Origin of the sequence: Burkholderia territorii, assembly GCF_902833055.1 — a bacterium.
Classification (GTDB): Bacteria; Pseudomonadota; Gammaproteobacteria; order Burkholderiales; family Burkholderiaceae; genus Burkholderia; species Burkholderia territorii.
This window is the reverse complement of the sequence record NZ_CADFEJ010000007.1, coordinates 200,597-225,575: the sequence shown is the minus strand read 5'-3', so window position 1 is coordinate 225,575 and position 24,979 is coordinate 200,597. Positions and strand designations below refer to the sequence as shown.

At 66.6% G+C, this 24,979-nt stretch carries 23 protein-coding genes; 13 read left to right on the top strand and 10 right to left on the bottom strand.

Annotated features, from left to right (window positions below):
* Window positions 1-31 precede the first annotated feature (31 nt).
* From HW466_RS16000 to HW466_RS15985, 4 genes are all read left to right on the top strand, one after another.
* Window positions 32-3,025, top strand: a complete 2,994-nt coding sequence (locus HW466_RS16000; protein WP_059506891.1) for a ribonucleoside-diphosphate reductase subunit alpha — start codon at window positions 32-34, stop codon at window positions 3,023-3,025.
* Window positions 3,026-3,389: 364 nt separating this feature from the next.
* Window positions 3,390-4,601 carry a ribonucleotide-diphosphate reductase subunit beta gene (locus tag HW466_RS15995; protein ID WP_059451919.1) on the top strand — a complete coding sequence of 404 codons (1,212 nt, stop codon included), beginning with the start codon at window positions 3,390-3,392 and terminating at the stop codon, window positions 4,599-4,601.
* An 82-nt stretch (window positions 4,602-4,683) separates the two neighbouring features.
* Complete coding sequence (locus tag HW466_RS15990; RefSeq protein WP_081053240.1) at window positions 4,684-5,010, top strand: hypothetical protein; 327 nt, start codon at window positions 4,684-4,686, stop codon at window positions 5,008-5,010.
* 28 nt (window positions 5,011-5,038) lie between these two features.
* Window positions 5,039-5,707 carry a histone H1-like DNA-binding protein gene (locus HW466_RS15985; RefSeq protein WP_059506892.1) on the top strand — a complete coding sequence of 223 codons (669 nt, stop codon included), beginning with the start codon at window positions 5,039-5,041 and terminating at the stop codon, window positions 5,705-5,707.
* A 218-nt stretch (window positions 5,708-5,925) separates the two neighbouring features.
* Here HW466_RS15985 and HW466_RS15980 read toward each other — a convergent pair whose 3' ends face one another.
* The 10 genes from HW466_RS15980 to HW466_RS15935 all read right to left on the bottom strand — a co-directional run bounded on the left by HW466_RS15980 (window position 5,926) and on the right by HW466_RS15935 (window position 14,193).
* A complete protein-coding gene (locus HW466_RS15980) occupies window positions 5,926-6,399 on the bottom strand; it encodes an outer membrane lipoprotein (RefSeq protein ID WP_059451921.1) in 474 nt (157 codons plus the stop codon).
* Between the two features lie 19 nt (window positions 6,400-6,418).
* A complete protein-coding gene (locus HW466_RS15975) occupies window positions 6,419-7,357 on the bottom strand; it encodes a carbohydrate kinase family protein (protein WP_059546947.1) in 939 nt (312 codons plus the stop codon).
* A 94-nt stretch (window positions 7,358-7,451) separates the two neighbouring features.
* Window positions 7,452-7,955, bottom strand: a complete 504-nt coding sequence (gene tpx / locus HW466_RS15970; protein WP_059451923.1) for a thiol peroxidase — start codon at window positions 7,953-7,955, stop codon at window positions 7,452-7,454.
* Window positions 7,956-8,027: 72 nt separating this feature from the next.
* Entirely contained in the window at window positions 8,028-9,395 is a 1,368-nt protein-coding gene (locus HW466_RS15965; protein ID WP_174905776.1) for a zinc-ribbon and DUF3426 domain-containing protein, read from the bottom strand.
* Between the two features lie 45 nt (window positions 9,396-9,440).
* Complete coding sequence (gene prmA, locus HW466_RS15960; protein ID WP_059506895.1) at window positions 9,441-10,343, bottom strand: 50S ribosomal protein L11 methyltransferase; 903 nt, start codon at window positions 10,341-10,343, stop codon at window positions 9,441-9,443.
* Between the two features lie 2 nt (window positions 10,344-10,345).
* Window positions 10,346-11,713 carry an acetyl-CoA carboxylase biotin carboxylase subunit gene (accC, locus tag HW466_RS15955; RefSeq protein WP_059451926.1) on the bottom strand — a complete coding sequence of 456 codons (1,368 nt, stop codon included), beginning with the start codon at window positions 11,711-11,713 and terminating at the stop codon, window positions 10,346-10,348.
* Window positions 11,714-11,798: 85 nt separating this feature from the next.
* On the bottom strand, window positions 11,799-12,275 hold the full coding sequence (gene accB, locus HW466_RS15950; RefSeq protein ID WP_059451927.1) for an acetyl-CoA carboxylase biotin carboxyl carrier protein: 477 nt from the start codon (window positions 12,273-12,275) through the stop codon (window positions 11,799-11,801).
* A gap of 64 nt (window positions 12,276-12,339) precedes the next feature.
* Window positions 12,340-12,792: a type II 3-dehydroquinate dehydratase gene (gene aroQ / locus HW466_RS15945; protein WP_040143361.1), complete on the bottom strand. Its 453-nt coding sequence runs from the start codon at window positions 12,790-12,792 to the stop codon at window positions 12,340-12,342.
* Between the two features lie 194 nt (window positions 12,793-12,986).
* Window positions 12,987-13,541 carry a TlpA family protein disulfide reductase gene (locus HW466_RS15940; RefSeq protein ID WP_059451928.1) on the bottom strand — a complete coding sequence of 185 codons (555 nt, stop codon included), beginning with the start codon at window positions 13,539-13,541 and terminating at the stop codon, window positions 12,987-12,989.
* A 7-nt stretch (window positions 13,542-13,548) separates the two neighbouring features.
* On the bottom strand, window positions 13,549-14,193 hold the full coding sequence (locus HW466_RS15935) for a UDP-N-acetylmuramate--alanine ligase (protein WP_151006172.1): 645 nt from the start codon (window positions 14,191-14,193) through the stop codon (window positions 13,549-13,551).
* A 233-nt stretch (window positions 14,194-14,426) separates the two neighbouring features.
* Between HW466_RS15935 and mpl the strand changes: the two genes are divergently transcribed.
* The 9 genes from mpl to HW466_RS15890 all read left to right on the top strand — a co-directional run bounded on the left by mpl (window position 14,427) and on the right by HW466_RS15890 (window position 24,967).
* Window positions 14,427-15,812, top strand: a complete 1,386-nt coding sequence (gene mpl, locus HW466_RS15930; RefSeq protein ID WP_059451930.1) for a UDP-N-acetylmuramate:L-alanyl-gamma-D-glutamyl-meso-diaminopimelate ligase — start codon at window positions 14,427-14,429, stop codon at window positions 15,810-15,812.
* Complete coding sequence (locus HW466_RS15925) at window positions 15,809-16,378, top strand: YqiA/YcfP family alpha/beta fold hydrolase (RefSeq protein WP_151006173.1); 570 nt, start codon at window positions 15,809-15,811, stop codon at window positions 16,376-16,378. The genes mpl and HW466_RS15925 overlap by 4 nt, the downstream gene beginning before the upstream one ends.
* An 81-nt stretch (window positions 16,379-16,459) precedes the next feature.
* Complete coding sequence (locus tag HW466_RS15920; RefSeq protein WP_151006174.1) at window positions 16,460-18,553, top strand: RNB domain-containing ribonuclease; 2,094 nt, start codon at window positions 16,460-16,462, stop codon at window positions 18,551-18,553.
* A complete protein-coding gene (gene aroE, locus HW466_RS15915; protein WP_059451933.1) occupies window positions 18,550-19,416 on the top strand; it encodes a shikimate dehydrogenase in 867 nt (288 codons plus the stop codon). The genes HW466_RS15920 and aroE overlap by 4 nt, the downstream gene beginning before the upstream one ends.
* 15 nt (window positions 19,417-19,431) lie before the next feature.
* A complete protein-coding gene (mtgA, locus tag HW466_RS15910; RefSeq protein WP_059506901.1) occupies window positions 19,432-20,169 on the top strand; it encodes a monofunctional biosynthetic peptidoglycan transglycosylase in 738 nt (245 codons plus the stop codon).
* A 426-nt stretch (window positions 20,170-20,595) separates the two neighbouring features.
* Window positions 20,596-22,206 (top strand): S10 family peptidase, encoded by a 1,611-nt coding sequence (locus HW466_RS15905; RefSeq protein WP_059451935.1) that lies wholly within the window; start codon window positions 20,596-20,598, stop codon window positions 22,204-22,206.
* 84 nt (window positions 22,207-22,290) lie between these two features.
* Window positions 22,291-22,695 carry an EF-hand domain-containing protein gene (locus tag HW466_RS15900; protein ID WP_059451936.1) on the top strand — a complete coding sequence of 135 codons (405 nt, stop codon included), beginning with the start codon at window positions 22,291-22,293 and terminating at the stop codon, window positions 22,693-22,695.
* Between the two features lie 350 nt (window positions 22,696-23,045).
* Window positions 23,046-23,945 (top strand): IclR family transcriptional regulator, encoded by a 900-nt coding sequence (locus tag HW466_RS15895; protein ID WP_059465354.1) that lies wholly within the window; start codon window positions 23,046-23,048, stop codon window positions 23,943-23,945.
* Window positions 23,942-24,967: a 2-dehydro-3-deoxygalactonokinase gene (locus HW466_RS15890; RefSeq protein ID WP_059506903.1), complete on the top strand. Its 1,026-nt coding sequence runs from the start codon at window positions 23,942-23,944 to the stop codon at window positions 24,965-24,967. Before HW466_RS15895 ends, HW466_RS15890 begins: the two co-directional genes overlap by 4 nt.
* Window positions 24,968-24,979 lie beyond the last annotated feature (12 nt).

Here is a 24,979-nt window from a genome sequence, read left to right as displayed (position 1 = left end):
TCCGCACCATCCAACACCAGGAGCTTTGCACATGCAAACCACCGACAACGCGACGTCCCAGTACGAGAGCGCCTCGAGCCGTCCGCTCGGCGGGACCGAACAGGGCGCGCAGGCGCTCGCGCCGCAGGCCACGTTCGCCGACTACAAGGTGATCCGCCGCAACGGCAGCGTGGTGTCGTTCGAGCCTTCGAAGATCGCGATTGCGGTGACCAAGGCTTTCCTGGCCGTCAACGGCGGGCAGGGCGCGGCATCGGCGCGCGTACGCGAACTCGTCGAGCAACTGACGCACAACGTCGTGCGCGCACTCGTGCGCAGCCGCCCGAACGGCGGCACGTTCCACATCGAAGACATCCAGGACCAGGTCGAACTCGCGCTGATGCGCGGCGGCGAACACAACGTCGCGCGTGCGTACGTGCTGTATCGCGAGAAGCGTCACCTCGAGCGTCAGCATGCGGGCGAGGAAGCAGCGGCTGCGGGCGGCGAGTCGAGCACCGGCATCAACGTCGTCGACAACGGCGTCACGCGCCCGCTCGACCTGAATGCGCTGCGCGCGCTGATCGTGTCGGCATGCGACGGCCTCGGTACCGCGGTTAACCCTGACCCGATCGTCGCGGAGACGGTGAAGAACCTGTACGACGGCGTGCCGATGAGCCAGGTCTACGACTCGGCGATCCTCGCAGCACGCACGATGATCGAAAAGGATCCGGCGTACAGCCAGGTCACGGCGCGCATCCTGCTGCACACGATCCGTCGCGAGATCCTCGGCGAGGAGGTGGTGCAGGCCGACATGTCGGCGCGCTACGCCGAGTACTTCCCGCAGTTCCTGAAGCGCGGCGTGGACGCCGGCCTGCTCGACGACAAGCTGCTGCAGTTCGACCTGAAGCGTCTGGGCGAAGCGCTCGACGCGAACCGCGACCTGCAATTCGGCTACCTCGGCCTGCAGACGCTGTACGACCGCTACTTCCTGCACGTCGACGGCACCCGCATCGAAATGCCGCAGGCATTCTTCATGCGCGTCGCGATGGGCCTGTCGCTGAACGAGATCGACCGCGAAACGCGCGCGATCGAGTTCTACAACGTGCTGTCGAGCTTCGACTTCATGAGCTCGACGCCGACCCTGTTCAACTCGGGCACCCACCGCTCGCAGCTGTCGTCGTGCTACCTGACGACGGTCGCGGACGATCTCGACGGCATCTATGAAGCGCTGAAGGAGAACGCGCTGCTGTCGAAGTTCGCCGGCGGTCTCGGCAACGACTGGACCCGCGTGCGCGCACTCGGCTCGCATATCAAGGGCACGAACGGCAAGTCGCAAGGCGTGGTTCCGTTCCTGAAGGTCGTCAACGACACGGCCGTCGCGGTCAACCAGGGCGGCAAGCGCAAGGGCGCGGTGTGCGCATACCTGGAATCGTGGCACCTCGACATCGAGGAGTTCCTCGAGCTGCGCAAGAACACCGGCGACGACCGCCGCCGTACGCACGACATGAACACGGCGAACTGGATTCCCGACCTGTTCATGAAGCGCGTGATGGAAGGCGGCGACTGGACGCTGTTCTCGCCGTCGACCTGCCCGGACCTGCACGACAAGTTCGGCGCGGAGTTCGAGAAGGCTTACACGGCTTACGAAGAGAAGGTCGCGCGCGGCGAGATCAAGCTGTTCAAGAAGATCCCGGCGCAGCAGCTCTGGCGCAAGATGCTCGGCATGCTGTTCGAAACCGGCCACCCGTGGATCACGTTCAAGGATCCGTGCAACGTGCGCTCGCCGCAGCAGCACGTCGGCGTCGTCCATTCGTCGAACCTGTGCACGGAAATCACGCTGAACACGAGCGACACCGAAATCGCGGTGTGCAACCTGGGCTCGGTGAACCTCGTCGCCCACCTGGTGAAGCAGGCCGACGGCAGCTACGCGCTCGACCACGACAAGCTCAAGCGCACGATCAGCGTCGCCATGCGCATGCTCGACAACGTGATCGACATCAATTACTACGCGGTGCCGAAGGCGCGTAACTCGAACCTGAAGCACCGTCCGGTCGGCATGGGCATCATGGGCTTCCAGGACTGCCTGCACCTGCTGCGCACGCCGTACGCGTCGCAAGAGGCCGTCGAGTTCGCCGATCGTTCGATGGAAGCGGTCTGCTACTACGCGTACTACGCGTCGACCGAGCTGGCCGAGGAACGCGGCCGCTACTCGAGCTACCGCGGCTCGCTGTGGGATCGCGGCATCCTCCCGCAGGACACGCTGAAGCTGCTGACGGAAGCACGTGGCGGCTATGTCGAGGTCGACACGTCCGAGACGCTCGACTGGACGACGCTGCGCTCGCGCATCGCCGCGCACGGCATGCGCAACTCGAACTGCGTCGCGATCGCGCCGACGGCGACGATCTCGAACATCATCGGCGTGTCGGCATGCATCGAGCCGACCTTCCAGAACCTGTACGTGAAGTCGAACCTGTCGGGCGAATTCACGGTGGTCAACGAGTACCTCGTTCGCGACCTGAAGGAACGCGGCCTGTGGGACGAAGTAATGGTCGCCGACCTGAAGTACTTCGACGGCATGCTGTCGCGCATCGATCGCATCCCGGCCGACCTGCGCGCGATCTACGCGACCGCGTTCGAAGTCGACCCGACGTGGCTGGTCGAAGCGGCATCGCGTCGTCAGAAGTGGATCGACCAGGCGCAGTCGCTGAACATCTACATGGGTGGCGCGTCGGGCAAGAAGCTCGACGAGGTCTACAAGCTCGCATGGCTGCGCGGTCTGAAGACGACCTACTACCTGCGCACGATGGCGGCGACGCACGTCGAGAAGTCGACGGTCGCGCACGGCGCGCTGAACGCGGTGCCGACGGGCGGCTCGAGCAGCGGCGGCGCGCAAGGCGCGGCCGGCGGCTTCGGTGCGGCAGGCGGCGCGGCGTCGTCGTCGGGCGCACTCGACGCGGCACCGGCACTCGCGCCGGTCGAAGCAGACGGTCCGGTGTGCACGATGCGTCCGGGCGATCCGGGTTTCGACGAGTGCGAAGCGTGCCAGTAACGCGGGCGCGCATGACCTGAAGAAGGTTCGGGCAGCGCGCACGGCAACCGATCAAGGTTGAAGTGTGCGCTGCTCTCTACTAAAAAAATGATAAGGAATCTGTAACGCGGCACTTGCGTTGCAGGCAGTGACAAGCGATCGAAACATCCCCGACGACGTCGCGTTTCGATCAGCGTTCGATGCGTCGAGCGCACCTCGCGATACATGCGTGACACGCGTCGCGCTCTGCATGAACGACGATGCGTTGCTCAAAGTGTTGTATCGAGGTCGCAACGCGAATCGAAAAAAGGATTTTTCGTGAGCGAACCCTTTTATCGCTCAGGAAAAGATGGTACAAACCGTTCTAAATTGATGGTGAGAATTTATGCTCAACTGGGATGACGAGAAGACTGCCGTAACCCCCGCGAGCGGAGCGCAGCAAAACGCGATGCGCACTTCCGCAGGGATGGCTGTCGGACTGCAGGCTGCAACGCCTGCCGCCCATCAGGTCCGCGACATTTTCGAAGGCGATCTTGCGGTGCCGCCGCAAGCATCGGCTGTTCCCGCCGGCGGTTCGGAAGCGCGGGTCAATGTCGCCGACAAGCGCATCATCAACGGCCAGACTGACGTCAATCAGCTGGTGCCGTTCAAGTACAAATGGGCGTGGGAAAAGTATCTGGCCGGTTGCGCGAACCACTGGATGCCGCAGGAAATCAACATGTCCCGCGACATCGCTCTGTGGAAGGACCCGAACGGTCTGACCGAGGACGAGCGCCGCATCGTGAAGCGCAACCTCGGCTTCTTCGTGACCGCCGACTCGCTCGCCGCGAACAACATCGTGCTCGGCACGTACCGCCACATCACGGCGCCCGAGTGCCGGCAGTTCCTGCTGCGCCAGGCATTCGAGGAAGCGATCCACACGCACGCGTATCAATACATCGTCGAATCGCTCGGTCTCGATGAAGGCGAGATCTTCAACGCGTACCACGAGGTACCGTCGATCCGCGCGAAGGACGAATTCCTGATCCCGTTCATCCACACGCTGACGGACCCGGCCTTCAAGACCGGCACGCTCGAAGCGGATCAGAAGCTGCTGAAGTCGCTGATCGTGTTCGCCTGCATCATGGAAGGCCTGTTCTTCTATGTCGGCTTTACGCAGATCCTCGCACTCGGCCGCCAGAACAAGATGACGGGTGCTGCAGAGCAATATCAGTACATCCTGCGTGACGAGTCGATGCACTGCAATTTCGGCATCGACCTGATCAACCAGATCAAGCTCGAGAACCCGCATCTCTGGACCGCGGAATTCCGCGCCGAGATCCGCGAGCTGTTCAAGCAGGCTGTCGAACTCGAATACCGCTACGCCGAGGACACGATGCCGCGCGGCGTGCTGGGCCTGAACGCGTCGATGTTCAAGAGCTATCTGCGCTTCATCAGCAACCGCCGTTGCCAGCAGATCGGCCTCGATCCGCTGTTCCCGAACGAGGAAAACCCGTTCCCGTGGATGAGCGAGATGATCGACCTGAAGAAGGAACGCAACTTCTTCGAGACGCGTGTGATCGAGTATCAGACGGGCGGTGCGCTGTCCTGGGAATAACCCGCAGCAGCGAACCCGTCACATGATGGAGCAGCCGGCGGCCTCTCGGCCCCGGCCCAAGGTTTAGGAGCAAGAACGCCTGATGCAAAGCATGCCCGGTGCCTTAACGGCCCAACGACATGATCGGCACTTTGCGAACCCTTCAGTGGGATGGGCAAACTTCCCTCCGGAAAAAGCGGGCGGCCGTGTGGCGGTCCGCTTGATCAAGCGATTAGGGGTAGCGGCGCGAGGTGCGCCGGCTACCGACTTGATTTGGCGCGCGAGGCCATGGGGTCACGCGCGCCATACCGTATTCATTAGCGTAAGCGCGCGGTATCCGCGTACGCCGATGAATAGCCCGCTTCGAAGCGCACGTCCTGAACAGCGTCCGCGGGAAGCGGGTTTTGACGAAGGGTGTAGTTTGAACTGACTCTCATCTGAACCTGAAGGAGAACAACATGGCTACTGCCAAGAAAAAACCGGCTGCTAAGAAGGTCGCTGCCAAGAAGACCGTTGCGAAGAAGGCTGCTGCTCCGGCGAAGAAGGCCGCTGCAGTGAAGAAGGTTGCTGCCAAGAAGGTCGCGGTGAAGAAGGTTGCCGCGAAGAAGGCAGCACCGGCGAAGAAGGCTGCTGCGAAGAAGGTCGCGGCAAAGAAGGTCGCAACGAAGAAGGTTGCAGCCAAGAAGGTCGCAGCGAAGAAAGTCGCGGTGAAGAAGGTTGCCGCGAAGAAGGCAGCACCGGCGAAGAAGGCCGCAGCGAAGAAGGTTGCAGCCAAGAAGGTCGCGGTGAAGAAGGTTGCTGCGAAGAAGGCAGCACCGGCGAAGAAGGCTGCTGCGAAGAAGGCCGCACCGGCGAAGAAGGCTGCCGCGAAGAAGGCCGCGCCTGCGAAGAAGGCTGCTGCGAAGAAGGCCGCTCCTGCCAAGAAGGCTGCGCCCGCGAAGAAGGCTGCTGCTGCACCGAAGGCCGCCGCACCGGCGAAGAAGGCTGCTGCTCCGAAGAAGGCCGTCGTGAAGAAGGCTGCACCGGCAACCACCGCGTCGACCGCATCGGTCGCGCCGGCATCGGGCGTGAAGACCGCGCTCAACCCGGCAGCGGCATGGCCGTTCCCGACCGGCAGCCGTCCGTAATCGCGGCTGAGCCGTACCACCCGGACACTCACGCGGTGTCCGTGGGTTGAGTAGCGCTACTCAATCGATCCCGCCATCTGGCTCAGGTGGCGGGATTTTTTTCGTCCGCATTCGTCGATGTGTCGATCGGTGGTTGCCGGCCACGGACGAAAAAAAACGCATGTGCAGCTTCGCACATGCGTTCGACCGCGGCCTGCGCCGCGTGCTGAGGATGCCCGTTAGTGCGTGACGCGCGTGACGCCGCCGCTCGAGAGCAGTCGCACACGTTCGCCGGCGCGGAACATTTCGCCGCTCGCCGCCTGCGTGATCGAGCGCAGATCGCCGTTGTCGAGGCGCACGGTGATTTCGACACCGTTCGCCGTGCTGAGGTTTTCGCCGACCGCGTTGCCCGCGACCGCGCCGACGAGACCGCCGGCGATGGCCGTCAGGATCGATCCCTTGCCGCCGCCGATCGCGCTGCCCGCGACCGCGCCGAGCGCACCGCCACCGAGCGTGCCGATCGCGCTGCCGCCGCCGTCGGACTGGATGCGCACGGCACGGACGCTTTCGACCGTGCCCATGCGGACGGTTTGTTCGCGCTGCGCCTGGCCGACGCTATAGACATCCGCCGAGCCCGGCGCCGTGAAGCAGCCCGCGAGCGTGAGCGTGGCCGTCAGCATCGCGGCGAGCGTGAGGGTTTTCCTGGTCAACATTTTTGCTCTCCCACAATATTCATTTGAGACTGTACCCGAAGGCAGCCTCGAAACGCGCGTCGATTTCGGCGCGCGTCAGTGCGTAAGTTTGAGGCCCCTGGTGGGCGATCTTGATCGAGCCCATCAGGCTCGCGAGGCGGCCCGTGGTTGCCCAGTCGAGGCCGTTCTCGATGCCGTACAGCAGGCCGCCCCGGAAGGCGTCGCCGCAGCCGGTCGGATCGACGATACGCTCGGCTTGCACGACCGGAATCTGTTCTTCGCCGTTTTTGTGAAGAATGGTGGCGCCGTGCTCGCCGCGCGTGATGATCAACGCCTGAACCCGGCTGGCGATTTCCTGTTCGGACCAGCCCGTCTTGTCGCTGACGAGTTTGCCCTCGTAGTCGTTGACCGCGACGAAGGTCGCGAGTTCAATGATGCGGCGCAGCGTCGCACCATCGAACAGCGGCAGCCCCTGGCCCGGATCGAAGATGAACGGGATGCCGGCCTTCGCGAATTGCTCGGCGTGCTGGACCATCCCGTCGAAGCCGTCCGGCGCGACGATGCCGAGCTTCACGCCGGCGACTTCGTCCGCGCGGTTCAGGTGCGACTGCATCATCGCGCCCGGGTGGAATGCGGTGATCTGGTTGTTCTCGAGATCGGTCGTGATCATCGCCTGCGCGGTGTGCGTTTCGGGCACCACGCGCACGCTGGCCCTGGACAGGCCGAGGCTGTCGAGACGTTCGAGATAGCGATCGGCGTCGTTCGCGCCGACCGTCGCCATGATGCGCGCGTCGCCGCCGAGCATGTGCAGCGCGTAGGCGATGTTCCCCGCGCAACCGCCGAATTCGCGACGCATCGTCGGCACGAGGAAGCTCACGTTCAGAAGGTGAACCTGGTCGGGCAGGATGTGCTCGCGAAACCGGCCTTCGAAGGTCATGATGTTGTCGTAGGCGAGCGAGCCGCAAATCAGCGTAGTCAAGGCGTGCGTTCCTGTAGAGAGCAATAAGAAGCGGCCGCCCGGCCGGTGCGACGAGGCCGTCGGGCCTCGCGCGGCGGGGCCGGGCGGCAGCGGGTTACTTCAGTGCGGCGAGTGCCGCGTCGTAGTTCGGCTCGTCCTTGATCTCGCCGACGAGTTCCGCGTGAATCACCTTGTCCTGCGCGTCGAGCACGACGACCGCGCGGGCCGTCAGGCCGTTCAGCGGGCCGCTCGTCACGTCGACGCCGTACGCGTTCGCGAACGCGCGGCCGCCGCGGAACGTCGAGGCCGTCACGACGTTCGCGAGGCCTTCCGTCGTGCAGAAGCGCGTCGCGGCGAACGGCAGGTCGCCGGACACGACGATCACGACCGTGTTGTCGAGCGACGACGCGGCTTCGTTGAACTTGCGGGTCGACGTCGCGCAGGTCGGCGTGTCGAGGCTCGGCACGATGTTCAGCACCTTGCGCTTGCCGGCGAAGCTGGCGAGCGACAGATCGGCGAGGTCCTTGCCGACCAGCTTGAAGTCGGGGGCTTGCGAGCCGACGGCCGGAAACGTGCCGGCGAGATCGATCGGGTTGCCACCCAGCGTAACTTTGCTCATGTTCGTGCTCCGAAATAGCGCGCCGCTGCGGCGCGCGGGTTGAGACGGCGCGCATGCGCGCGCCGCGGGGCGTCACGGATAGAAGATCTGGACGCGGAAATTCGAGGCGGGTGCGCCGTTCGTGTCGAGGCGGACGACCATCGTCCGCGTCGTGCCGGGCGGCAGCCCCGCATCGATCGGCGTGCCCGGGCGGACGTAGTCGCGCGGCGCGAGCACGCGGCGCACGGTCACGTGATTCGTGTCGTCGAGCAGTGTCAGCTCGAGCGACGGGTAGGCGAGTGCGACGCGATAGCGGTTCGTCAGCGGCACCTTCAGCTCCAGCACGCGCGGGCCGTCGAGCTGGCGCAAGTCGGCCGCGTCGAGCCGCAGGCCGTCGATCGCGCGCGGCGCCGCGACCGTGCAGCCGAGCGGCGCGCACGCCTGCCGGAACCAGCCCTGCGTGACCGGCCAGTAGATCATCGCGTTTTCGCGCTGCCACCATGCGAGTTGCGCGACGAGCAGCACCGCGAGCGCGGCGGCGACGAGCCCGCCGAAAAAGCCGCCGAGCATCCCGCGTCGCTGCGGCGCGCGCGTCTCGCGGGTCACGGCGAAGTGCGGGCGATCGTCGTCGCCCAGTGCGGCGGGGAAGGGGACGGCCGGTCGGACGGCCGGTTGGACGGCCGGCTGTGCGTCCGCTCGGGCGTGCGCTTCGCCGACAGCCGCGGCCGCAGCGGAGGAGCGCTCGTCGGCGTTGGCATCGTGTTCAGGAACGGCTTGCGCCGGCGTGAATGCGAAGCGCGGTTCGCGCGGCTCGCGATCGTCGTCGAGTACGGGAAAGTGCGCGTTGCCGAGCGGTTCGCCTGCATCGGCCGCCGATGGCGTGTGCGCGACGAAGCGCGGTTCGCGCAAGTCCGGTTCGGCCGGGGGCGTCGCCTGCGACGTGTCGGACCGGTCGGTTTCGTGCGGCGCCCGATCCGGCTCGCCCGACACGACGGCGTGCAGTTCGGCCGGCGCCGATGCGATCGGGGCGGGCGTGCCGGACAGATGGACGACACCGGCCTCCATGGCCGGCAGCGCGAGCGGCACCAGCGGCTCGGTGCGCACGGTCCGAACGTTGTGCTGCAGGGACGGATCGACGCCGGCGTCGAGCCAGGGCGCCCACATGTCCCAGCCTTCTGGCTGGTAGTCGGAACGGGCCGATGCCGGCTCGACCGGTGCGTCGGTAGTGAAGAGCCGCGCGGGCGCGGCTTCGTGTTGCGGTTCGGCGGCGGTCGGGCCGGCCGGAGCCGCTTCGCTCAGCGCCGGCTCGGGCTGCGGTGCCGGCTCGGGAACGAGCGAGTGCGACGCGTTGAAGATCTGCTGGCAGTGTCCGCAGCGCACGAGCCCGTCATGCAGCGAGAGCTGTTCCTGCTGCAGCCGGAAGACGGTTTCGCAATGAGGGCAGCGCGTCGCAAGAAGCATGTCGAGCCGGGCGGCCTGCTGGCCAGAGTGAAGGACAGCGCTATTCTAATGGCTTTCGCGCCGCGTTCCGGCGAGGCATACCCAACCTTCGTGTTCGCGCCAGACCGAGATGTCGACGTAGCGCGCGTAGACGGCCGCGACCTCGTCCGCCTGGCGCGCGAGCACGCCCGACAGCGCGATATGCCCGCCCGGTTTCACCTTCGATGCGAGCATCGACGCCATCAGCTTCAGCGGGTTCGACAGGATGTTGGCGACGACGATGTCGAATTCGCCGGCCGGGCACGCGTCGGGCAGCCCGTACGTGACTTCCGCATGGTTGCGTTCGCTGTTCTGCCGCGCCGATTCGACCGCCTGCGGATCGATGTCGATGCCGACCACGGGATTCGCCCCGCATTTCTTCGCGAGGATCGCGAGAATGCCCGAGCCGCAGCCGTAGTCGAGCACGGACTGGCCGGGTTTCACCGACTGCTCGAGCCATTCCATGCACAGGCGCGTGGTCGGATGGCTGCCCGTGCCGAATGCGAGGCCGGGGTCGAGCTCGAGGATCAGGGCATCGGGGTCGGGTGCGTCGTGCCACGACGGCACGACCCAGATCCGCTCGCCGATCGGAATCGGCTCGAACTGCGATTGCGTGAGCCGTACCCAGTCCTGCTCCTCGACTTCGCGCACGTCGAACTTCGGCGTCTCGGCGACGCCGATCTCGTTCGCGGCCGCCGCGAGCAGCACGGCCGGCTCGTGATCGGGCGACAGCAGCGCGATCACGCGCGAGTGCTGCCACGCGGTGCGTTCGGGGACGAGCCCGGGCTCGCCGAAGAGCGGCTGTTCGTCGGGCGTGTCGGCATCGGCATCCTCGACGGACACCGACAGCGCGCCGAGCTCGAGCAGCGCATCGGACAGCGCCTCCGCATGCTCCCGGGCCAGTTCGACGACGAGTTCGCGATAGCTCATGCTTACGCTTCTTCCGGTGCGACCTGCTGCTTCTGGGCGAGCCGGTGTTCGAGGTAATGGATGCTGGTGCCGCCTTCGACGAACTTCGAGTCGATCATCAGCTCGCGGTGCAGCGGGATGTTGGTCTGAATGCCTTCGACGACCATTTCCGACAGCGCGATGCGCATCCGGCGGATCGCCTGGTCGCGCGTCGCGCCGTAGGTGATCAGCTTGCCGATCATCGAATCATAGTTCGGCGGCACGAAATAGCCATTGTATGCATGCGAATCGACGCGCACGCCGGGGCCGCCCGGCGTATGCCACGACGTGATCCGGCCCGGGGACGGCGTGAACTTGAACGGATCTTCCGCGTTGATCCGGCATTCGATCGCATGTCCGCGGAACTGGATGTCGCGCTGGCGCAGCGTGAGCTTCTCGCCGGCTGCGATGCGGATCTGTTCCTGCACGATGTCGACGCCCGTGATCATCTCCGACACCGGGTGCTCGACCTGCACGCGCGTGTTCATCTCGATGAAGTAGAACTCGTTGTTCTCGTACAGGAATTCGAACGTGCCCGCGCCGAGATAGCCCATCTTCTTGCACGCGTCCGCGCAGCGGTCGCCGATGCGCTCGATCAGGCGGCGCGGAATGCCGGGCGCCGGCGCTTCCTCGATCACCTTCTGGTGACGGCGCTGCATCGAGCAGTCGCGTTCGCCGAGCCAGATCGCGTTCTTGTGCGCATCCGACAACACCTGGATTTCGATGTGGCGCGGGTTCTCGAGGAACTTCTCCATGTACACCTGCGGGTTGCCGAACGCACGGCCGGCTTCCTCGCGGGTCATGTTGACCGCATTGACGAGCGCGGCCTCGGTGTGCACGACGCGCATCCCGCGCCCGCCGCCGCCGCCCGCTGCCTTGATGATGACCGGATAGCCGATCGCGCGGGCAATCTTCACGATCTCCTTCGGATCGTCCGGCAACGCGCCTTCCGAACCCGGCACGCACGGCACGCCCGTCTTGATCATGGTCTGCTTCGCGGTGACCTTGTCGCCCATCAGGCGGATCGTTTCCGGGCGCGGGCCGATGAACGTGAAGCCCGACTGCTCGACGCGTTCCGCGAAGTCGGCGTTCTCCGACAGGAAGCCGTAGCCGGGGTGGATCGCCTCGGCATCGGTGACTTCCGCGGCGCTGATCAGCGCCGGCATGTTCAGGTAGCTCAGATTCGACGGGGCCGGGCCGATACAGACGGCTTCGTCCGCGAGGCGCACGTACTTGGCTTCCTTGTCGGCTTCCGAGTAGACGACCACCGTCTTGACGCCGAGCTCGCGGCACGCGCGCTGGATGCGCAGCGCGATTTCACCGCGGTTGGCAATGAGGATTTTTTCAAACATAGCGAGTATTCGTCTCTTCGAGGGGCGCGCGAACGGCGCCTGGCGAGCATCGGCGGAGCGCGGCCGGACGGGCCGCGCGGCGGGCTTAGCCGATCACGAAAAGCGGCTGGCCGTATTCGACGGCCTGGCCGTTCTCGACGAGGATTTCCTTGATCACGCCGGCCTTGTCCGACTCGATCTCGTTGAGCAGCTTCATCGCTTCGATGATGCAGATGGTCTGGCCTTCCTTGACCGAATCGCCGACCTGGACGAACGGGTCGGCGCCCGGCGACGGCGCGCGGTAGAACGTGCCGACCATCGGCGACGTCACGACGTGGCCTTGCGGTGCGGCGGGCGCGGCAGCGGCGCCGGCGGCCGGCGCGGCAGCCGCGCCTTCGGTCGGCAGTGCGGCCGCCGGGGCCGGCGCGCTGACCTGCGGGGCAAATCCGCCCGTCGGCTGGACATAGACCGGCGGTGCGTTCTTGACGATACGCACCTTGCCTTCGCCTTCCGTCACTTCCAGCTCGGAGATGCCGGATTCGGAGACGAGGTCGATCAGAGTTTTCAGCTTACGAAGATCCATCGGGAATTCCCCTTTCAATACGTGAAAGCGCCGGTGAGACCGGCGCTGAATCTAGATCGCGAAATCAGCCGCGCGACGCGCCTTGCAGCTTGTCCAGCGCGTACTCGAGCGCGTACAGATAACCTTTCCAGCCCAGCCCGCAGATCACGCCTTCGGCCTGGTCGGAAAAGTAGGAGTGGTGCCTGAACGCTTCGCGGCGGTGCACGTTCGACAGATGAACCTCGACGAACGGGATGCCGACGCCGGCGATCGCGTCCCGGATCGCGACGCTCGTGTGCGTATACGCGGCGGGATTGATCAGGATGAAATCGGTCTGTTCCTCCCGCGCGGCCTGGATGCGGTCGACGAGCGCGCCTTCATGGTTGCTCTGGAACGACGACAGTTCGGCACCGGCCTCCTGTGCCCGCGCGGCAAGCGCCTGATCGATCTGCGCGAGCGTGACGCGGCCGTACACCTCCGGTTCCCGGGTGCCGAGAAGGTTCAGGTTGGGGCCGTGCAGCACCAGCAATCGTGTCATGGTCGCTTCTATTTCTGCGGAATTGCGCGAACTTTAGCGCTATTTAGAGAAATTTGTCTAGTTTTGCCGAACGGCCGGGCGCGCGCGACCTGCAAGAATTACCGGTGCCATCGCAAAGTCTCAGCGAAATCACGTGAAATTGCGGTGATCGACGGATAAATCGCCGCCAACGCGCAAGCGGCGGCTCACGGCGATCACAACGCGTCCAGGGTCTTTTTCAGCTCCGCCGGTTGGATTTGTCCCAATTTTGTCTCGCGAACTTTGCCGGTTTCGTCGATGACGACCGTAAACGGAAGCGCGCCCGCGGTATTTCCAAAATTACGGGCCAGATCGGCGCCCGCATAGCCGCTGACGAAGACGGGGTAGTCGACCTTCACCTTCTGCAGGAAGTTCTTCACGTTCTGGTCGGAATCGACGCCGATTCCGATGAAGCGGATGCCCTTCTGCTTGTATTGGTGCGACAACGCGACGAGCTCCGGCATCTCTTCGACGCAGGGGCCGCACCACGACGCCCAGAAATTGACGACGACCTTCTGGCCCTTGAAGGAGGCGAGCGACGCCGGCTTGCCGTCGACGCCGGTCAGCGACGCGGCCCACAGTTGGTCGACCGGGCTGCCTGGCGTGGCGGATGCGGCGACGGCGACGCCGTCGTCGGCGCTGCCGCCGCGGAACCAATGGCCGGCGGCGAGCCCGCCGGCGACGGCGGCGGCCGCGACCACCGCGAGCGCCAACATGCGTTTCATCATCATCGTTGAATCATTCCGGTTCGGAAGGGGCGTTGCCGGCCTCGAGCAGCGCGCGCAACACGTGGGCGTCCGCACGGGCGATTCGGCCGCGCGCGTCGGCCTTGACCGCGCCGCGCAGGTCGTCGCTCGCGTAGAGCGCGACGTGGATGCCGATCGCGTCCACGTCGCGCCGTGGACGCCACAGGAAGCTGAGCGTCTCGACGTCGGCGCGGCCGGCGAAATGCCGCGTCTCGGACACGTCGTACTGAACGTTCTGGTTCAGCAGGTAGATCGCGACGTCCTTCGGGTTGTCGGTGAATATCTGCAAATGAATGTCCGAATGCGTGTTCGCGGTGCCATTCAGCACCGCGCCCGTCACGAACGGATTGAAGTCGGCGAGCCGGCGCATCCAGTCGAGCGCGATTTCACGCAGGCGGCGCAGCTCGCCCGGCTGTGTGTCGCTCTGGAACAAGGCCAGGTACTCGCGCAGTTCTTCCTCGATCAGGTCGTTATCAGGCAGCCATTCGCCGGCAACGCGCGTGTCGCCGAACAGCTGGCGCGCGGCCTTGCGTTTCGCGCCGGCGTAATCGAGGCCGTCCTCCGCGATCAGGCGGGCGGCGGACTGGGCAATTTCCTCGCGGGCGCGCCGCGGGTCGACAAGAGGTTTGCGAGACATGATCCGGCAATCATACTCGATCGACGCCACGGCCGAGCGTGGTGCGCCCCGGTGCCGCCCGCCGCGCCGCGCGGTGTTCGGATCCGTCGTTCGGGCCGCCGGGCATGGCGGGCCGTCAGTTACAATGGCGGTCTTCGTGTCGCGGCGAAAGTCGTTGGCCGGACGGCCCGTCCGGCGTGCCGCAGACCATCTTTCCGAATCGACGGCGCCCGGCGGCGCGAAAGCATTCATCTATGCACATCCACATTCTTGGCATCTGCGGCACCTTCATGGGCGGTCTCGCCGTGCTCGCGCGCGAGGCGGGGCACACGGTGACGGGTTGCGACGCGGGCGTCTATCCGCCGATGAGCACGCAGCTCGAGGCGCAGGGCATCACGCTGATCGAGGGCTACGGCGCCGAACAGATCGACCTCAAGCCCGACCTGTTCGTGATCGGCAACGTCGTCACGCGCGGCAACCCGCTGATGGAGGCGATCCTCGATCGCGGCCTGCCGTATGTATCGGGGCCGCAATGGCTCGGCGAGCACGTGCTGGCCGGCAAATGGGTGCTGGCGGTCGCCGGCACGCACGGCAAGACGACCACCTCGTCGATGCTCGCGTGGCTGCTGGAAGATGCCGGCCTGAACCCGGGCTTCCTGATCGGCGGCGTGCCGCTGAACTTCGGCGTATCCGCGAGGCTGACCGATTCGAGCTTCTTCGTGATCGAGGCCGACGAATACGACACGGCGTTCTTCGACAAGCGCTCGAAGTTCGTCCACTACCGGCCGCGCACCGCGGTGCTCAACAATCTGGAATTCGATCACGCCGACATCTTCCCGGATCTCGCCGCGATCGAAACGCAATTCCATCACCTCGTGCGCACCGTGCCGGGCGTCGGCCGGATCGTGACCAACGGCCGCTCGGACGCACTCGAGCGTGTGCTCGCGCGCGGCTGCTGGAGCGAAGTCGAGCGCTTCGGTGTCGACGGCGGCTGGCAGGCGCTCCCGGCCGAGGACGGCGTGCCGGTCGACGAGCGCTTCGCGGTGTACTCGCAGGCCGAGCGCGTGGGCGAAGTCGCATGGCAGGTGCAGGGCGACCACAACCGGATGAACGCGCTGGCGGCGATCGCCGCCGCGCGCCACGTCGGCGTGCCGCCCGCGCAGGCCGCCGAATCGCTCGCATCGTTCCGCAACGTGAAGCGGCGCATGGAAGTGCGCGGCAGCGTGGACGGCGTGACCGTCTACGACGACTTCGCGCACCATCCGACCGCGATCGAAACGACGATCGCCGGCCTTCGTGCGCGCATCGGTCGCGAAAATTCCCGCATTCTCGCCGTGCTCGAGCCGCGTTCGAACACGATGAAGCTCGGCGTGATGAAGGCGCAACTGCCGGCAAGCCTCGCCGACGCCGATCTGGTGTTCGGCTACGGTGCGCCGACCGGGCGTGACGCGCTCGGCTGGAACCTCGGCGACGCGCTCGCGCCGCTCGGCGACAAGGCTCGCGCGTTCGACGATCTCCATCTGCTGGTGAAGTCGGTCGTCGAGGCCGCGCGCCCGGGCGACCACGTGCTCGTGATGAGCAACGGCGGTTTCGGCGGCGTGCACCAGAAGTTGCTCGACGCGCTCGGGAGCCGCGCGTGATCCTGTACCTGCACGGATTCCGGTCGTCGCCGGAGTCGCAGAAGTCGCGGCTCCTCGCCGCGCGCATGGCCGAACTCGGCCGCTCGCACGAGTGGCGCTGCCCGTCGCTGTCGGTGTCGCCGCTCGAGGCGATCGCACTCGCGCAAACCGAGGTGGCCGGCGCGCGCGACGTGACGGTGATCGGCAGCTCGCTCGGCGGCTACTATGCGACCTGGCTCGCCGAGAAGCGCGGCTGGAAGGCGGTGCTGCTGAATCCGGCGATCGTCCCGCAGCGCGATCTCGAGCAGTATCTGGGCGAACAGCCGCTCTGGCACGGCGGCGGGTCGATCGTCGTCGAACGCCGTCACCTGCACGAACTCGATGCGCTGCGCGTGCCGGCGATTTCGCGGCCCGAACGCTACTATCTGTTCGCGGCGACGGGCGACGAAGTGCTGGACTACCGCGAGATGCTCGCCCATTACCCGGGCGCGAAAACGCGCGTGATCGAAGGCAGCGATCACGGGATCAGCGAATTTGCCGACTACGTCGACGACGTTCTCGCCTTTTGCGACGAACGTACGTCATGAATCCGGCGTCATGCCGATCGAATTCCCATCATCTTGCGGCGCCGCCGATACGGCGCCCGGCAGTCTGAACGAGAGTACTGAGTGAACGTTTTCTTCGAGGAATCGGGCAGTTTCAAGGCGGGCAGCGTGCTGTCGCGCCAAGGCGACGCATTTCAGGTCGAGTTGCCCGGCGGGCGGCGCGCGAAGGTGCGTGCGAAAGACGTGCTGATCGAATTCGAGAAGCCGGCCGCGAGCGAGCTGATGCAGGAAGCCGACACGGCCGCGCAACAGATCGACCTGGATTTCCTGTGGGAGTGCGCGCCGCCCGAGGAATTCGCGTATACGGCGCTGGCCGCGGAATACTTCGGCGCGACCTACGGCCCGGTCGAGCGCGCGGCGCTCGTGCTGCGGCTGCACGGCTCGCCCGTCTACTTCCGCCGCAAGGGGCGCGGCCAGTATCAGCGCGCGCCGGAAGAGCAGCTCAAGATGGCGCTCGCGTCGCTCGAGCGCAAGCGCCAGCAGGCACTCGTGCAGGCGCAGTACGAAGAGGAACTGAAGGCCGGCAAGCTGCCGGAGGCATTCGCGGGCAAGGTGCTCGGCCTGCTGACGCGGCCGGACAAGAATTCGATCGAATACAAGGCGATGGAAGCGGCGGCCGGCGCGCGCGGCGTGTCGCCGGCTCGGCTGATGCTCGACTGCGGCGGCATCGAGTCGCCGCGTGCGCTGCACGAAGCGCGCTTCCTCGCGGAATTCTTCCCGCACGGCACGGGCTTTCCGCCCGTCACGGTCGGCCCGCTGCCGGACGACCTGCCGCGCGCGGACGTCGAGGCATTCTCGATCGACGACATCACGACGACCGAAATCGACGACGCGTTCTCGGTCGAGCACCTGGCCGACGGTCGCGTGCGGATCGGCGTGCACATCGCGGCGCCGGCGCTGGGCATCGTGCGCGGCGACGCGGTCGACGCGATCGCGCGCGCGCGCCTGTCGACCGTCTACATGCCGGGCGACAAGATCACGATGCTGCCGGACGACGTCGTCGACGTGTTCACGCTGAAGGAAGGCGATTACCGTCCTGCGCTGTCGCTGTACATCATCGTCAACCGCGAGACGCAGGAGATCGTGGCGAACGAGACGCGCGCCGAGCTCGTGTACGTGAAGAACAACCTGCGCCACAACACGCTCGACGAGCTCGTCAACGAAGAGACGCTCGCGGCCGGCACCGGCGACTACCCGCACAAGGACGACATCGCCGTGCTGTGGCCGCTCGCGCAGGCACTGTTCGAGAAGCGCCAGGTCGCGCGCGCGGGCTACGGCCTGAAGCGCGAAGTGCAGCGCAACACCGATTACAACTTCTACGTCGAAGGCGAGCACGTGACGATCACGCCGCGCCGCCGCGGCTCGCCGCTCGACCTGATCGTGTCGGAGCTCGCGATCCTCGCGAACTCGACCTGGGGCGCGTTCCTGCACGATCACACGGTGCCGGGCATCTACCGCTCGCAGCGCGGCTTCGGTGCACCCGGCCCGAAGCGCACGCGGATGCAGACGACGGCCGCGCCGCACGAGGGCCTCGGCGTCGCGCAGTATGCGTGGAGCACGTCGCCGCTGCGCCGCTACGTCGACCTCGTGAACCAGTGGCAGCTGCTCGCGTGCGTGCAGCACGGCGTCACCGCGAAGCTCGCCGCGCCGTTCAAGCCGAAGGACGCCGACCTGTACGCGGTCGTGCAGGGCTTCGACGATACGTACACGGCCTACGCTGACTACCAGCGCCGGATGGAGTATTTCTGGTGCCTGCGCTGGCTCGCGCAGGAGCAGAAGAAGCAGGTTGTCGCGAGCGTCGTGAAGGGCGATCTCGTGCGCCTCGAGGAAATTCCGCTGCTGCTGCACGTGCCGGGCCTCGGCGTGCATGCGCGCGGCACGCGCGTGCTGCTCGAGGTGATGTCGCTCGACGAGCTGACGATCGAGGCGTCGGTGCGGCTGCTGAACGTGCTCGACGCGCCGACGGTGACGAGTGGCGATGCGGCCGACGACGAAGACGAGACCGAAGGCGGCGACGACACGCTGGTCGATGCGCAAGACGCGTCGGCGCAAGCGGAGGCCGAGGCGCTGGCCGAAGCGGACGGCGCGGCGGCCGATGGCGGCGACGCCGGCAACGACCGCGAAAGCGAACCAGGCGAACAGGGGCGCGCATCATGAATGCAGCCGCGTCGACGAGCGGCGCCGACCGCTACGTGGTGTTCGGCAATCCGGTGGCGCACAGCAAGTCGCCGTTCATCCACGCGCAGTTCGCCGCGCAGACGGGCGAGGCGATCGTCTACGAGCACCGGCTCGCGCCGGTCGACGGTTTCGAGGCCGCCGTGCGCGCGTTCATCGCCGAAGGCGGCCGCGGCGCCAACGTGACGGTGCCGTTCAAGCTCGACGCGCATGCGCTCGCCGACACGCTGTCGCCGCGCGCGGCGGCGGCCGGCGCGGTGAACACGCTGCGCATCGAAGCCGATGGCAGCCTCTACGGCGACAACACGGACGGCGTCGGCCTCGTGCGCGACATCGAAGCGAACCTCGGCGTGTCGCTCGCGGGCGCGCGCATCCTGCTGCTCGGCGCGGGCGGCGCGGCGCGCGGGGTCGTGCTGCCGATGCTCGAGCGCGCGCCGCTGTCGATCACGATCGTGAACCGCACCGCGAGCAAGGCCGAGGCGCTCGTCGGCCAGTTCTCGCAGGCGGCGCACGATGCCGGCTGCGTGCTGTCGGGCGGCGGCCCGGATACCGTGCGTGCGCAACCGTACGACGTGATCGTCAACGCGACGGCCGGCAGCCTCGACGCGGCGCTGCCGGAGTGCGACGCGGCCGCGTTCGGCGCGCACACGCTCGCGTACGACATGATGTACGGCGCGCAGCCGACCGTGTTCATGCAGCATGCGGCGTCGCTCGGCGCGCGCACGGCCGACGGGCTCGGCATGCTGGTCGAGCAGGCGGCCGAATCGTTCTTCATCTGGCGCGGCGTGCGGCCGGACGGTGCACCGGTGCTGGCCGCGCTGCGCCAGGCGCTCGCGGCGGCCTGAGCCGGAGCGCGGCAAGTGGTGGCGGTAAGCGGCACGCAGCGCACGCGGACGATCGGCGCGACCCGCTGGATCGTCTACGCGGCCTCGGTGTTCGCGGGCGCGTGGCTCGCGACGCAGCTGTTCTATCTCGCGCAGATCGCGCTGTGGTCGTTCATCAATCCAGGGTCGACCGCGTTCATGCGCACCGACGCGTGGTGGCTGTCGCGCGACAATCCGCCCGCGCGGATCCAGCACCAGTGGGTGCCGTACGACCAGATCTCGCGCAATCTGAAGCGTGCGCTGATCGCATCGGAAGATTCGACCTTCGCGACCAACAACGGCTACGACGTCGATGCGATCCTGCAGGCGTGGGAGAAGAACAAGGCGCGCGGCCGGATCGTCGCGGGCGGTTCGACGATCACGCAGCAGCTCGCGCGCAATCTGTTCCTGTCGCGCGAGAAGAGCTATATCCGCAAGGGGCAGGAACTGATCATCACGTGGATGCTCGAGACGGTGCTCGACAAGGAGCGGATCTTCGAGATCTACCTGAATTCCGTCGAATGGGGCCGCGGCGTGTACGGTGCCGAGGCTGCCGCCCGCTATTACTACAAGATTCCCGCGAGCCGGCTCGGTGCGTGGCAGTCGGCGCGTCTCGCGGTGATGCTGCCGAAGCCGCGCTGGTTCGACGCGCACCGCGGCTCGGCCTACCAGGCGCAGCGCGCGGCCGTGATCGCCCGCCGGATGGGCGCCGCCGAACTTCCGCAATCGCAATGAGCGACGCGAACGCGCCGTCACGTTGTCCATTCCGTCGCCGGTGCGCCATTGGTGCGCTGCAGCGCATTCGTGTCGCCCGCATTTCGGGACACATCCATTAGACGAATTCGTCTATTTCGCTTTACTGAGCAATGCGCGCCCGCGCGGGATTTTGTTTGCCGATATGGCACGAAATCCGCGCGGTTTTAGCATTTCCGGGTAAACGCGAAAGCAGTTGAAAGACTGTTGAAACGCAACGGTGCGCGAATCGAAGCATTCCTGAAAGGTGTGCGCCGCACCGAGCGTCGATCGAATATTTCCAAATTTTTCAAAGCCCACCTGCTCACGTATATTGGCCAGCGCCTCGGCTTATCGGCCGCAATCGAGGCGGGGGGCGGCTTACCCGGCTGCTCGACATAAAAAACATTCGAGAGAAGGAAAGCAACGATGCCAGCGAGCAAAGCGAAGCTGTTGTTGGGAGTCGTGTTCTCTTCGCTGATTCTGACGGCCTGCAACGACGACGTGACGTCGTCCTCGGCAGCAGGTACCGACAATTCAGCCGATCCCGCCGCTCAGGTGGACAAGCCGTACAACGATCCCAACAGTTATTCGTCGAGCGCGACCGCGTCGCTCGACGCGTCCGCCGCGGTCGAAAAGGCCGCCGTCACCCATCACCAGATCACGCTGAACGGCAAGACGATTCGCTACACGGCCACCGCCGGCCACCTCGTCGCGCGCAATCCGCAGACGGGCGCGCCCGAAGCATCGTTCTTCTACGTCGCGTACACCGCCGACAACCAGCCCGCGGCCAAGCGCCCCGTCACGTTCCTGTACAACGGCGGCCCCGGCTCCGCGTCGGTGTGGCTGCATCTCGGCTCGTTCGGTCCGAAGCGGATCCAGACGGGCGACCCGAATGCGAACACGTCGACCTTCCCGTTCGTCGACAACGCGGAAAGCCTGCTCGATACGACCGACCTCGTGTTCGTCGATGCGATCGGCACCGGCTTCTCGGAAGCGATCGCGCCGAACACGAACCAGACGTTCTGGGGTGTCGACCAGGATGCCGGCGCGTTCCGCGATTTCGTGACGCGCTACATCGCCGTGAACCAGCGCGACACTTCGCCGAAATACCTGTTCGGCGAGTCGTACGGCACGCCGCGCACCGACGTGCTCGCGAACCTGCTCGAGACGGCCGGCGTGAAGCTCGACGGCATCGTGCTGCAGTCGTCGATCCTGAACTACAACGCGAACTGCGACATGGCGAGCGACTACGTCGGCAACTCGAACAACGGGGCGAGCCCGGTGAGTTGCGCGGGCTTCGTGCCGTCGTACGGCACGGTCGGCGCGTACTACCAGCTCGACAACCCGAACCCGTCGAGCCTGCCGCAATACGCGGACCAGATGCGCCAGCTGACGGCCGGCAGCTACGCGCCCGCCGTGAACGCGTATCTCGCGAGCCACACGCCGCCCTCGCCGACGCTCGTCACGACGATGGTGAATTCGACCGGCGTGAAGCAGGCGCTGTGGAACGCGGATTTCAACGTCGTCCCGACCTTCTTCGACAACAGCTTCCAGGTATCGCTGATTCCGGGCACGCTGATCGGCCGCTACGACGCGCGCGTGAACGTGCCGTCGTCGAGCCCGCTCGCGGCGGACGGCGACCCGTCGAGCACGTTCATCACCAAGCCGTTCACCGACACGATCGGCAGCTACCTGCCGAACGTGCTCAAGTACAGCGCGCAGTCGGCGTATTCGGTCAGCAGCAATGCGATCCAGACCTGGGACTGGACGCACGACGGGCTCGCGATGCCGGACACGATCCCCGATCTCGCGGCTGCGCTGACGCTGAATCCGTCGCTGAAGGTGCTGTCGCTGAACGGGTATCACGACATCGCGACGCCGTTCTACCAGACCGAGCTCGACCTCGCGCGGCTTGGCTCGCAACCGAACCTGACGATCAAGGACTATCAGGGTGGACACATGGTCTATCTCGACGATACGTCGCGTCCGCAGGAGAAAGCCGACCTCGTGACTTTCTACAACGCGGCCGCGCACTGATGCGATGTGCGGGCCTGGCGGCGCGCGCCCGTCGTGGCGCCGTTCGCCGGCCGTCGACGACCTCATTCCAGACTGGAGCCTGACATGAAGAAACGTTTCATCGTCGTTGCCGCGGCGCTCGCATGCGCCGGCGTTGCAGCATCCGCATCGGTATCCGCGTTCGCGCAGGCGAGCGACACCGCCACCCCGGCACGCGCGCGCCAGGCGCAGCTCGGCGATCCGTACGTGCCGCCGGCCGCGCGCAAGCCGACCGCCGGCACGCAAACGACGGGCGCCGCGCTGCACGCGCAGGTGGTGCGCAAGCTCGCGCGGCAGTTCGGCGCGGCCGATACGCAGAACACCGGTTCGATCACCGAAGCGCAGGCGCGCGCGGCCGGCCTCGGCTATGTCGCGAATCACTTCCGGCAGATCGATGCGAGCGGTAGCGGCCGCGTGTCGTTCTCCGACGTGCAGCGCTACATGCAGGCGCGCAGCACGAACCAGCAGTAAGCGCGGCGCGCGTGACTCGACGGGGGCGGAACCCGCGATGCGCCGGGTTCCGCCCCCGTGCGCATGGTGCGGCCGTTTCGCGACGACACGGCCCAGCCATTCGCACGTTTTCTCATTATCTGGACAACGCATTCAAATATTGGAGACGAGTGCGTGCGCTCCTACAATCCGAAGCACATCGACAGCTTCGGACCCACGCACCGCGCGGCGCCCGACGCATACGGAGACACATTCCATGAAGTTCGCCGGGCGCTTTCCTCGGTGCATCGACCGCCGCGTTGCCGCGACGCCCGACCTCGTTGCGGCGTCGCGACAGCGGCTTCACCGATTCCGTTGACGAAGCCCGTTCCATGACCAAGATGCCCGATTCCCTTGCTCTCGACGCCCGGCGCGCGACGCCGGACGATGCGCCGCTCACCGACACGATCGGCGCGACCAGCACGCCGCTCGATCTCGCCGCGCAGCAGGCCGGCACGCAGACGCTGTTGCGCGGTCTCGCGATCCTCGAAGCGATCGCGAACGGCGCGCGCGACATGCGTGCGATCGGCGCGGCGCTCGGCACGACTCGCAGCACGACGCACCGTCTCGTCAGCAGCCTCGTGCAGGCGCGCTACCTGCGCCAGGTGCAGGGCGGCTACCTGCTCGGCCCGAAGCTGATCGAGCTCGGCACGATCGCGCTCGAACAGATGCCGCTGACGGCCGTCGCACGGCCGCACCTCGAGGCGCTCGCCGAGGCGACGCTCGACACGATCCACCTCGGCGTGCGCGACGGCGACGACGTGCTGTACATCGACAAGATTCCCGGCACGCGCGGTCTCGAAATGCGCTCGCGCGTCGGCCACCGGATGCCGCTCGCGTCGACCGGCATCGGCAAGGCGATGATGCTCGACCTCGATCCGGACCTGTGGCGCTCGCTGTTCGAAGCCGCGCGGCGCGCGCTGGCCGGCGTCAACTTCAAGCCGGACAACCGGCCCGAGACGAGCGCGTTCCTGCAGCGCATGGCGCACTACGCGGCCGGCGGCTACACGTTCGACCTCGAGGAAAACGAGGCGTCGATCCGCTGCGTGGCCGCGCCGATTCGCGACGCGTCGGGCGCGATCGTCGCGGCCGTATCGGTCGCGAGCACGATTCCGTACATGCCGCACGACCGGATGGACGAACTGATTCCGCTCGTGCAGCGCGAAGCGCGAGCCATTTCCGCGGAACTGGGCTGGAGCCCGCCGCAGGGTACCCGCAGGATCAAACGATGACCAATTCGACCCGGACCGCTCCGGACGCCTCCCGCGCCGCACCGTCGCTGATCGCGCTCGACTGGGGCACCACGTCGCTGCGCGCGTATCTGTTCGACGCGCACGGCGCGCTGCTCGACACGCGCAGCCGTGCCGCGGGCGTGATGCACGTGCCGGCCGGCGGCGCGCGTGCGTTTGACGTCGTGTTCGAGCAAGCGTGCGGCGACTGGCTCGACCGCGCGCCGGGCGTGCCGGTGCTGGCCGCCGGGATGGTCGGCAGCGCGCAGGGCTGGCGCGAGGCGCCGTACGTCGAAGTGCCGGCGGGCGCCGACGCGCTCGTCGCGGGGCTTGTCACGGTGACGACGTCGCGCGGCACGACGGTGTCGATCGTGCCGGGCGTGATCGCGACGGGCGAATTGCCGGACGTGATGCGCGGCGAGGAAACGCAGATATTCGGTGCACTCGCGAACGATCCGATGCTTGATGCAGATCGTTCAGGGGTACTGATCGGCTTGCCGGGCACGCATGCGAAGTGGGCATGGGTGAAGGACGGGCTCATCGAGCGCTTCCAGACCTTCATGACCGGCGAGTTGTTCGCGGCGCTGCGCGACCACACGATTCTCGGCCGCACGATGCGCGCGAGCGCGTCGCCCGACCGCGCGGCATTCGCGCGCGGTGTCGCGGTGGCCCGCGGCGCGCAGCGCGCGGGGCTGCTCGCGACGATCTTCAGCACGCGCACGCTCGGCCTGACCGACCGGCTCGCGCCCGATGCGCAGGGCGATTACCTGTCCGGGCTGCTGATCGGACACGAGCTGAACGCGCTCGACGCGATGCTGGCCGAGCGCGGTGTCGCGCTCGCGAACCAGCCGCTGCTGCTGATCGGCGACGACGGCTTGTGCGCGCGCTACGTCGACGCATTGAGCGTGTTCGGCTGCACGCATGCGCGCGTCGTCGCGCAGGCGACCGAGCGCGGCCTGTGGTGGATCGCGTCGCGCGCCGGGCTCGTCCGCGCGGACGGCGCGCCCGTCTGCGCCGACCAATGAACCGATTGAAGA

Coding starts and splice junctions, on each gene's coding strand:
- HW466_RS16000 (WP_059506891.1), top strand. CDS start 32: ATGCAAACCACCGACAACGCGACGTCCCAGTACGAGAGCGCCTCGAGC.
- HW466_RS15995 (WP_059451919.1), top strand. CDS start 3,390: ATGCTCAACTGGGATGACGAGAAGACTGCCGTAACCCCCGCGAGCGGA.
- HW466_RS15990 (WP_081053240.1), top strand. CDS start 4,684: ATGCAAAGCATGCCCGGTGCCTTAACGGCCCAACGACATGATCGGCAC.
- HW466_RS15985 (WP_059506892.1), top strand. CDS start 5,039: ATGGCTACTGCCAAGAAAAAACCGGCTGCTAAGAAGGTCGCTGCCAAG.
- HW466_RS15980 (WP_059451921.1), bottom strand. CDS start 6,399: ATGTTGACCAGGAAAACCCTCACGCTCGCCGCGATGCTGACGGCCACG.
- tpx (WP_059451923.1), bottom strand. CDS start 7,955: ATGAGCAAAGTTACGCTGGGTGGCAACCCGATCGATCTCGCCGGCACG.
- HW466_RS15965 (WP_174905776.1), bottom strand. CDS start 9,395: ATGCTTCTTGCGACGCGCTGCCCTCATTGCGAAACCGTCTTCCGGCTG.
- prmA (WP_059506895.1), bottom strand. CDS start 10,343: ATGAGCTATCGCGAACTCGTCGTCGAACTGGCCCGGGAGCATGCGGAG.
- accC (WP_059451926.1), bottom strand. CDS start 11,713: ATGTTTGAAAAAATCCTCATTGCCAACCGCGGTGAAATCGCGCTGCGC.
- accB (WP_059451927.1), bottom strand. CDS start 12,275: ATGGATCTTCGTAAGCTGAAAACTCTGATCGACCTCGTCTCCGAATCC.
- aroQ (WP_040143361.1), bottom strand. CDS start 12,792: ATGACACGATTGCTGGTGCTGCACGGCCCCAACCTGAACCTTCTCGGC.
- HW466_RS15940 (WP_059451928.1), bottom strand. CDS start 13,541: ATGATGATGAAACGCATGTTGGCGCTCGCGGTGGTCGCGGCCGCCGCC.
- HW466_RS15935 (WP_151006172.1), bottom strand. CDS start 14,193: ATGTCTCGCAAACCTCTTGTCGACCCGCGGCGCGCCCGCGAGGAAATT.
- mpl (WP_059451930.1), top strand. CDS start 14,427: ATGCACATCCACATTCTTGGCATCTGCGGCACCTTCATGGGCGGTCTC.
- aroE (WP_059451933.1), top strand. CDS start 18,550: ATGAATGCAGCCGCGTCGACGAGCGGCGCCGACCGCTACGTGGTGTTC.
- HW466_RS15905 (WP_059451935.1), top strand. CDS start 20,596: ATGCCAGCGAGCAAAGCGAAGCTGTTGTTGGGAGTCGTGTTCTCTTCG.
- HW466_RS15900 (WP_059451936.1), top strand. CDS start 22,291: ATGAAGAAACGTTTCATCGTCGTTGCCGCGGCGCTCGCATGCGCCGGC.
- HW466_RS15895 (WP_059465354.1), top strand. CDS start 23,046: ATGACCAAGATGCCCGATTCCCTTGCTCTCGACGCCCGGCGCGCGACG.
- HW466_RS15890 (WP_059506903.1), top strand. CDS start 23,942: ATGACCAATTCGACCCGGACCGCTCCGGACGCCTCCCGCGCCGCACCG.